Origin of the sequence: Labrenzia sp. OB1 (assembly GCF_001624695.1) — a bacterium.
Classification (GTDB): Bacteria; Pseudomonadota; Alphaproteobacteria; order Rhizobiales; family Stappiaceae; genus Roseibium.
Genome location: NZ_JSEP01000015.1, coordinates 131,462 through 138,618, shown reverse-complemented (window position 1 = coordinate 138,618; position 7,157 = coordinate 131,462). Strand labels below are relative to the sequence as shown.

The 7,157-nt window shown below is 61.6% G+C and carries 7 protein-coding genes and 1 tRNA gene; 1 reads left to right on the top strand and 7 read right to left on the bottom strand.

Annotation, left to right across the window (positions count from 1 at the left end; genetic code table 11):
• The first annotated feature begins 174 nt into the window (after positions 1–174).
• Positions 175–251 (top strand) — tRNA-Met (locus OA90_RS19130).
• A gap of 120 nt (positions 252–371) precedes the next feature.
• Here OA90_RS19130 and OA90_RS19125 read toward each other — a convergent pair.
• The 7 genes from OA90_RS19125 to OA90_RS19095 are packed head-to-tail and all read right to left on the bottom strand — an operon-like array spanning position 372 to position 7,152.
• A complete protein-coding gene (locus tag OA90_RS19125) occupies positions 372–1,211 on the bottom strand; it encodes a sugar phosphate isomerase/epimerase family protein (RefSeq protein WP_068415811.1) in 840 nt (279 codons plus the stop codon).
• A 2-nt stretch (positions 1,212–1,213) separates the two neighbouring features.
• The gene (locus OA90_RS19120) at positions 1,214–2,392 is read right to left on the bottom strand and encodes a dihydrodipicolinate synthase family protein (RefSeq protein WP_068415808.1); all 1,179 of its coding nucleotides are present in this window, start codon (positions 2,390–2,392) and stop codon (positions 1,214–1,216) included.
• A 3-nt stretch (positions 2,393–2,395) separates the two neighbouring features.
• On the bottom strand, positions 2,396–3,547 hold the full coding sequence (locus OA90_RS19115) for a Gfo/Idh/MocA family oxidoreductase (protein ID WP_068415806.1): 1,152 nt from the start codon (positions 3,545–3,547) through the stop codon (positions 2,396–2,398).
• A gap of 56 nt (positions 3,548–3,603) precedes the next feature.
• Complete coding sequence (locus OA90_RS19110; RefSeq protein WP_068415803.1) at positions 3,604–4,452, bottom strand: sugar phosphate isomerase/epimerase family protein; 849 nt, start codon at positions 4,450–4,452, stop codon at positions 3,604–3,606.
• A gap of 5 nt (positions 4,453–4,457) precedes the next feature.
• Positions 4,458–5,138, bottom strand: coding sequence for a TetR family transcriptional regulator (locus OA90_RS19105; RefSeq protein WP_068415800.1), 681 nt, complete (start codon positions 5,136–5,138; stop codon positions 4,458–4,460).
• Entirely contained in the window at positions 5,135–6,667 is a 1,533-nt protein-coding gene (locus OA90_RS19100) for a tripartite tricarboxylate transporter permease (protein ID WP_244274674.1), read from the bottom strand. The genes OA90_RS19105 and OA90_RS19100 overlap by 4 nt, the downstream gene beginning before the upstream one ends.
• The gene (locus OA90_RS19095) at positions 6,664–7,152 is read right to left on the bottom strand and encodes a tripartite tricarboxylate transporter TctB family protein (protein ID WP_068415797.1); all 489 of its coding nucleotides are present in this window, start codon (positions 7,150–7,152) and stop codon (positions 6,664–6,666) included. The genes OA90_RS19100 and OA90_RS19095 overlap by 4 nt, the downstream gene beginning before the upstream one ends.
• Positions 7,153–7,157 lie beyond the last annotated feature (5 nt).

Sequence of the window (7,157 nt, the reverse complement as noted above, 5' to 3'; positions counted from 1 at the left end):
CTCAAGCGCGCTACCGCCTCTCGGCTACCTGAGCGCTAACTCTTCAACAATAGCGCTCACGCGCGCAACGACCTGCACGCTGCGATCCGCGAGAGCGACCTGACAGGCCGGCAGCCTCATGGCCGTGCCTCAAGCCCAACGGGGACACAAACAAACCCCTGAAACAAAATATAACGCGGGATGGAGCAGTCCGGTAGCTCGTCAGGCTCATAACCTGAAGGTCGCAGGTTCAAATCCTGCTCCCGCAACCAAATCATAAAAAAAATCAGCCCCCTCGGTGAAAACCAAGGGGGCTGTTTGTGTTTAAAGGCCATTTTGAAAAACGCTTCTGGGGGAACTCCGGAGGGCCGGATCTCTGCGGCCTGAGCCGGTCAGACTACGGTCTGGTGGCGCACGATGCAGGTTTTCAGCACGTCGTCCGGGTCCTGTTTCCACCAGGTATCCTGCGAGAATATCTCGACCTCACAGGAGCCCGTGTAGCCGGCATCTTCGACCCAGCCGCGCAGCTTCTTCAGATCGATCACACCGTCACCGGGCATGCCGCGATCCAGGAGCAGGTCCTTGGTCGGCACAAGCCAGTCGCAGACGTGCCAGGCCAGCAACTGACCATTTCGGCCTGCCCTGGCGATTTGTGTCTTCACATCGGGATCCCACCAAACATGATAGGCATCCAGGGCAACGCCGACGCCGTCTCCAAGCCGGTCGCATAGGTCCAGCGCCTGGGCCGTCGTGTTCACGCAAGCGCGGTCGGCGGCATACATGGGGTGGAGCGGTTCGATGGCCAGCGGCATCTGGCAGGAGCGGGCGTATTCGGTGACAGCACCGATGCCGTCGAAGACTTGCGCCCGCGCCAGGTCCAGATCGCGCGATCCTTCCGGCAGGCCGCCGACCACCAGAACCAGGCATTCGGCGCCCAGGGTTGCTGCCTCGTCGATAGCCCGCTTGTTGTCCTCGATATTTGCCAGCAGTCCGGCCCTGTCCGCTGCCGGGAACATTCCGCCCCGGCACAGACCGGTGACCTTCAGTCCGGCGTCGCGAACACGTCTTGCGGCCTCATTCAGCCCGCATTCCGCCACCTGATCGCGCCACGGCGCGATACCGCCGATGCGGTGGCGGGCGCAGCCGTCGATGATTTCAGCCAGGTTCCATTGCTTGCGCACGGTTGCCGCGTTCAGCGACAGCAGCGATGTGTCATTCGACAGGTCGCGCATGGTCAGCCCTCCAGACCGTGAATGTTGAGCAGGGTCTTCATCCGCACGGCGGAAAGATCCGGGTCTCGCAAAAGTCCGGCCGCATCGGCCAGCCTGAAGATTTCACTCAGATGCGGCAGCGACCGGGAGCTTTGCTGTCCGCCGACCATCGTGAAGTGTTTCTGGTGACCGTTGAGCCAGGCCATGAAAACGACACCGGTCTTGTAGAACCGCGTCGGGGCTTTGAAGATGTGCCGGGACAAGGGGACCGTCGGGGCCAGAATGTCGTGAAACGTCTGCATGTCCTGACGCGCCATCGCCTGCAGGGCGGCGCTGGCAGCAGGTGCGATCGCGTCGAAAATCCCGAGCAGCGCATGGGAGTAGCCATGGTCGTCGCCGGCGATCAGATCCGGATAGTTGAAGTCGTCGCCGGTATACATCAGCACCCCGTCGGGAAGCTGGCGACGCATCAGGATTTCCTTCCGGTCGTCCAGCAGGGAAATCTTGATGCCGTCGATCTTCGCCGCATTGGCATTGATGACCTCAAGACAGGTCTTCATCGTCGCCATGTGGTCCTCACTGCCCCAGTAGCCTTTCAGGGCGGGATCGAACATCTCGCCAAGCCAGTGAAGAATGGCCGGTTCCTTCAGTTGCCCGAGGATACGGGAATAGACCTTTACATAGTCGTCCGGGGAGTTCGCCACCGCCGCCAGTGCACGACTGGCCATCAGGATGATGCGTCCTCCCGCGGCCTCGACGGCCTCGGCCTGTTCCTCGTAGGCGCGAATGACATCGTCAATGGTGAGCGACGGATCCGGAGCGATGTGGTCGGTTCCCACGCCGCAGGCAACAAGGGCCTTGCCATTGAAATCGCGTGCCGCATCGACGGAGCGCCGGATCAGCTCGAGCGAAGACGGCCAGTCGAGGCCCATGCCGCGTTGCGCGGTATCCATCGCCTCGGCAACGCCGAGGCCGAGCGACCAGATATGCCGCCGGTAGTCGATGGTCGCGTCCCAGTCTATGGCCGTATCCAGCCAGGGGTCGCAATCCGCCAGCGGATCGGCGACCACATGAGCTGCCGAGTAGGCGATCCTCGGCAGATTGCCCGCCGGCCGGGTACCCCGGGCTGAGAAGTCACGCGGGTTGGAAAGCATGAAGGGTTCGACGGTTCCGTCCATGGTGGGCAGGTTCAGGGCGACCATGGCTCAGACCTCCAGTTCGGGGATGTCGATCCAGCGCCGTTCCGCCCAGCTCTTTTGACCGAGTTCGGCAAGCTGCACGCCTTTCGCACCCGACAGAAGGTCATAGGACCAGGGCGTATCCTCGAAGAGGTGGCGGATGAAATCCTCCCACTGGACCTTGAAACCGTTGTCGTAGACCCGGTTGTTTGGCACCTCCGCCCAATCGTCATAGAAATTCATGGTCTGGGGAACATCCGGGTTCCAGACAGGCTTGGGGGTGTTCACCCGCGACTGGGTCTTGCAGCCGTGCAGGCCGGCGACAGCCGAGCCGAGTGTCCCGTCCACGTGGAAGGTCACCAGATCGTCCCTGTGGACGCGCGTGCACCAGGAACTGTTGAGCTGCACCACGGCGCCGCCCTCGAGTTCGAAGGTGGCATAGGCCGCGTCATCGGCGTCGGCGACGTAAGGCTGGCCGTTTTCATCATAGCGCTTGGGAATATGGGTCTTGCCGAGGCAGGACACGGAGCGAACCGGGCCGAATGTATGATCGAGCACGTATCGCCAGTGGCACAACATGTCCAGAATGATGCCGCCGCCGTCCTTCTTGCGGTAGTTCCAGCTCGGGCGCTGTGCCTCCTGCCAGCCACCCTCGAACACCCAGTATCCGAATTCCCCGCGCACGGAGAGAATGTCGCCGAAGAAGCCGTTTTCACGCAGCGCCTTCAGTTTCATCAGGCCCGGCAGGGACAGCTTGTCATGGACGACGCCGTTCTTGACGCCTTTCGCCTTGGCGTATCTGGCAAGATCGAGAGCGACATCCAGCGTTTCGGCAGTCGGCTTTTCGCTGTAGACATCCTTGCCCGCGTCCATGGCCTTCTTCAGCAGTTCGGCGCGAAGCTGTGTCGAGGCCGCATCGAAGAACAGACGGTCGTCGGGATTGGCCAGGGCCGCATCGACATCCGTGGTCCAGCGTTCCACACCGTGTTGTTTGGCCAGGCGCTCGATCTTGTCGGCATTCCGGCCGACGAGGATCGGATCGACAACCACCCGGTCGCCGTTGGAAAGAACGACACCGCCCTGCTCGCGGATGGCAAGGATGGAACGGATGAGATGCTGGTTCATACCCATCCGGCCGGTGACGCCGTGCATGATTATACCAAGCCGTTGCGTTGACATTGTTTACTCCCGATGAACTGCAAGTGATGTGTGTTGGGGTCGGTCTGCGGGCCGTCTCATCGTGCGGCCTCCCAGAGTGACTTGACGGTTGTGGCCGCGCAGGCCGCGGTGGTGCGGGCATCCCCGGTCACGACGAAGGGCTCTACGGCAAGCGGCTCGTTCCAGCCGCTTTCCCGTATGGCCGTGAGAATGTCCTCGAAGGGATCGTCCCCGGTGCCCGGTGCGCCGCGATTGGTGTCGTTGAGCTGAATGTGGCCGATCCGTCCACCCGGCAGCTTGTCGCGGATCAGGTCGGCGACCGGCCTGTCTTCAGTCAGGCCCGCCGCGCTGGTGTCAATCATCGTAAGGAAGGCGGGATGGTCCACGAGACTCACAAGCTCTTCGGCTTCGTCCACCGTGTTGATGAAATTCGTCTCATGTCGCGAAAGCGGTTCGATGCAATAGGTGATGCCGCGCTCTCCGGCAGCCTCCGCTATGGGGCGGAAAAAGTCTGCAACCCGTGTAAGCGTACTCGCGGGAGGCTCGTTCGGATCCCGGCGGCGCTGGCCGGGAGAACCATGCACCATCACCGTTCCACCAAGCTCGGCGCACAGATCGAGAAGACCCAGCAAGGTGTCCTGCGTGGACTTTTGCACGGTTTGAAACAGGGAGGTGATGCATAGCTCAGGATAGGGCCGCAACAGCCAGTGCAAACCGGTTACGCGCAGGCCTTCATTTTCAACTGCGGCCCGCAGCCTTGCCGCTTCGTCGGCCGGGATCAAATGCGGGGTTTCGCCCAGCGTTTCCGGCGCGACCTCCAGGCCCTGGTACCCGAGCGAAGCGCAGATGCTTGCCTGTTCGGCAAGGCTCAGGCCCTCGAATGCGAGCAACTCGTTGCAAAACGACAGCAAGGGAGCGTTGGTCATCGATTTCAATCCGCGATCAGATACTTGAGAATCATGTCCTCGGCCTGGCGGATGCGTTTTTCCAGCCAGGCGTCCGAGCCGATGTCCGGATCGAAGACGATCGACAGCGTGTAGGTGTTGGACAGCGGGAAATAGAACAGGCTGGCTATGGAGAGATATATCTCGACCGGGTCGACCCCTTTGCGGAAGACGCCGCTTTTCTCGCCGCGCAGCAGGATTTCACGCAGGAATTCCACGAGAGGGGAATTGAGTTCCGCGAGGCCGTCCAACTGGCGGATGGTCTGGCCGCGGCGTTGATTTTCCGTGTTCAGGAGCCTGAGAAACCAGGGATTGTCCCGGAAGTGATAGGCCGTGAAGCGGAGCAGTTCGACAATGGCGCTCTTGGGATCGAGCTTTGCCAGGTCCAGTTTCCGTTCGCCCTCGCGGATCTGAAGATAGGCTTCGCGCAGAACGACCGCATAGAGCTCTTCCTTGTTGCCGAAATAGGAATAGATCATCGCCTTGTTGGAGCCGGCCCGCTCCGCGATGCGGTCGATGCGGGCGCCCGTATCGCCATATTCCGCGAATTCGGTCATGGCCGCCGCCAGGATTTCCTTTTTGGTGCGTTCCGCATCGCGCTTCGGCGCCTTGGCGGTGCGCGGTTCGACTGTGCGGGGAATGTCCCGTCCTTTTTGACCGGATGTCATCGTGCGTCCTTTCCTGTCCTCATGAGGGATCTTGCGATGCCCGAGGTGTTCTTCCGGACGAAGGGAATGCCGGCCAGGATCGTGAAGGCAATAAGCGCGACAAAAATCATGCACAAAGGTCTTGTGAAGAACGGGGAAATGTCGCCGTCACTCAGGGTTAGTCCCCGCCTGAGGTTCTTGTCGAGCAGGTCGCCCAGTATGATGCCGAGCACCAGTGGCGCCATGGGATAGCCGAAACGCCTCATGAAAAAGCCCAGTATGCCGAAGACGACCATGACCCAGACGTCGAACAGGCGCTGCGTCAGGGCGAAGGGGCCGATCACGCAGAGCGCGAAGACAACCGGCATCAGCCGTTCGCGCGGGATCCTGAGGACCACCTCGAACACGGGAGCCAGCGAGATCCCGAAGACGAAGATCGCGACCGTGGCCAGAAACAGCATCACCGCGACGGAATAGATGAAATCGGGCTGCTCGATCATGATCATCGGTCCGGGCCGGATGCCGTGAATGAAGAGCGCGGCGATCAGCACGGCCGCGGGCGCCGATCCCGGCACAGCCAGCGTCAGTGCCGGGATGAGCGCGCCGGGCACCACGGCACTGTTGCCGGTTTCTGCCGCGGTCAGGCCTTCAATGGAGCCCTTGCCATAGGTGTCTTTTTCCTTGCTGGCCTTTTTGGCCGCCGCATAGGACGCCCAGGCGCCGATGTCCTCGCCCACACCGGGGATCAGGCCGACAAAGGTGCCGATCACACCGGAGCGCAGCACAGTGAAGCGGTATTTCCAGGCTTCCCGGAACCGGGGCAGGCCCGAACCTTTTTCCCGCGAGGATTTCACCATATCGGCCTTCGGTTGCCACATGACCATGAGCACCTCGGCAAAGCCGAAGGCGCCGACCATTGCCGGGATCAGGCCTATGCCGCCGTTGAGGTCGGAAAATCCCAAATTGAAGCGGACATGGGCATGAATGCCCTCTGAGCCGATCATCGCCACCATCAGTCCGAGAATGCCGGCGATATAGCCCTTGATCGGAGTGTTGCCCCCCGTCAACTGACCGGAGATGATCACACCGAAAACGGCCAGCCAGAAATATTCGAAGGAGCCGAATTTGAGGGCGAGTTCGGAGAGCGCCGGGGCAAGGGCGATCAGCAGGACAATGCCGACCATGGTTCCGAGCGTCGAACCGGTGGTCGCGACTCTCATCGCATAGGCCGCGCGTCCCTGCTTTGCCAGCGGAAAGCCGTCCAGTGTCGTGGCAGCGCTTGCGGGGGTGCCGGGAATGTTCAACAGGATGGCGCTTCGCGAACCGCCGTAGATCGCTCCGACATACATGCAGATCAGCACCAGGATGGCGGCATTTGTAGGCAGGGAATAGGTCAGCGTGGTGAGCAGTGCGACCCCCATGGTCGCCGTCAGGCCGGGAAGACTGCCGACCGCGATGCCGAGCAGGGTCGCCCAGGCGGCGTGAAACAGCATCTGCCAGGTTGTCAGGGCCGCGAAGGCGTTACCGAGATGGGCGAGTGTTTCGATCACGGCAGCCTCACCAGAAATGCGTAGCGGAAAAGGATGCTCATGGCGGCGGCGACGAGAATGCCAAGCGCGATAGCGATGACGGCCACCTTGATCAGATGCGCGCGGCCTTTGGGGGGATCCGCTTCAAAGGCTATGACGAAGCACGTGATGAAAAGCGCCGTCGCAATTCCGAAAGGAATGTTGCCGACAAGGCCGAGCGCATAGATGCAGCACAGGGCAGCAGCCTTCGCCAGATCGCGAAGGGAGCCGGGCGTAGTATCTTTTGTCCCTTCAGGAGCGGTTTCGGCCGTTTGCCGATTGCGCGCCTGCACGAACAGGACGATCGCGGCGATCGCCAGGGCAACACCAAGCAGCATGGGAACCAGGCCCGGGATGCTCGCGGGATGGATCTGCCGGATTTCCAGCCTGTCCATGGTCCAGCCGCCGTAGGTGAAGGCGGCGCCGAGCAGAAAAAGAAAGGGCGCGGTGTAGAGATCGGCACGCATGCGCG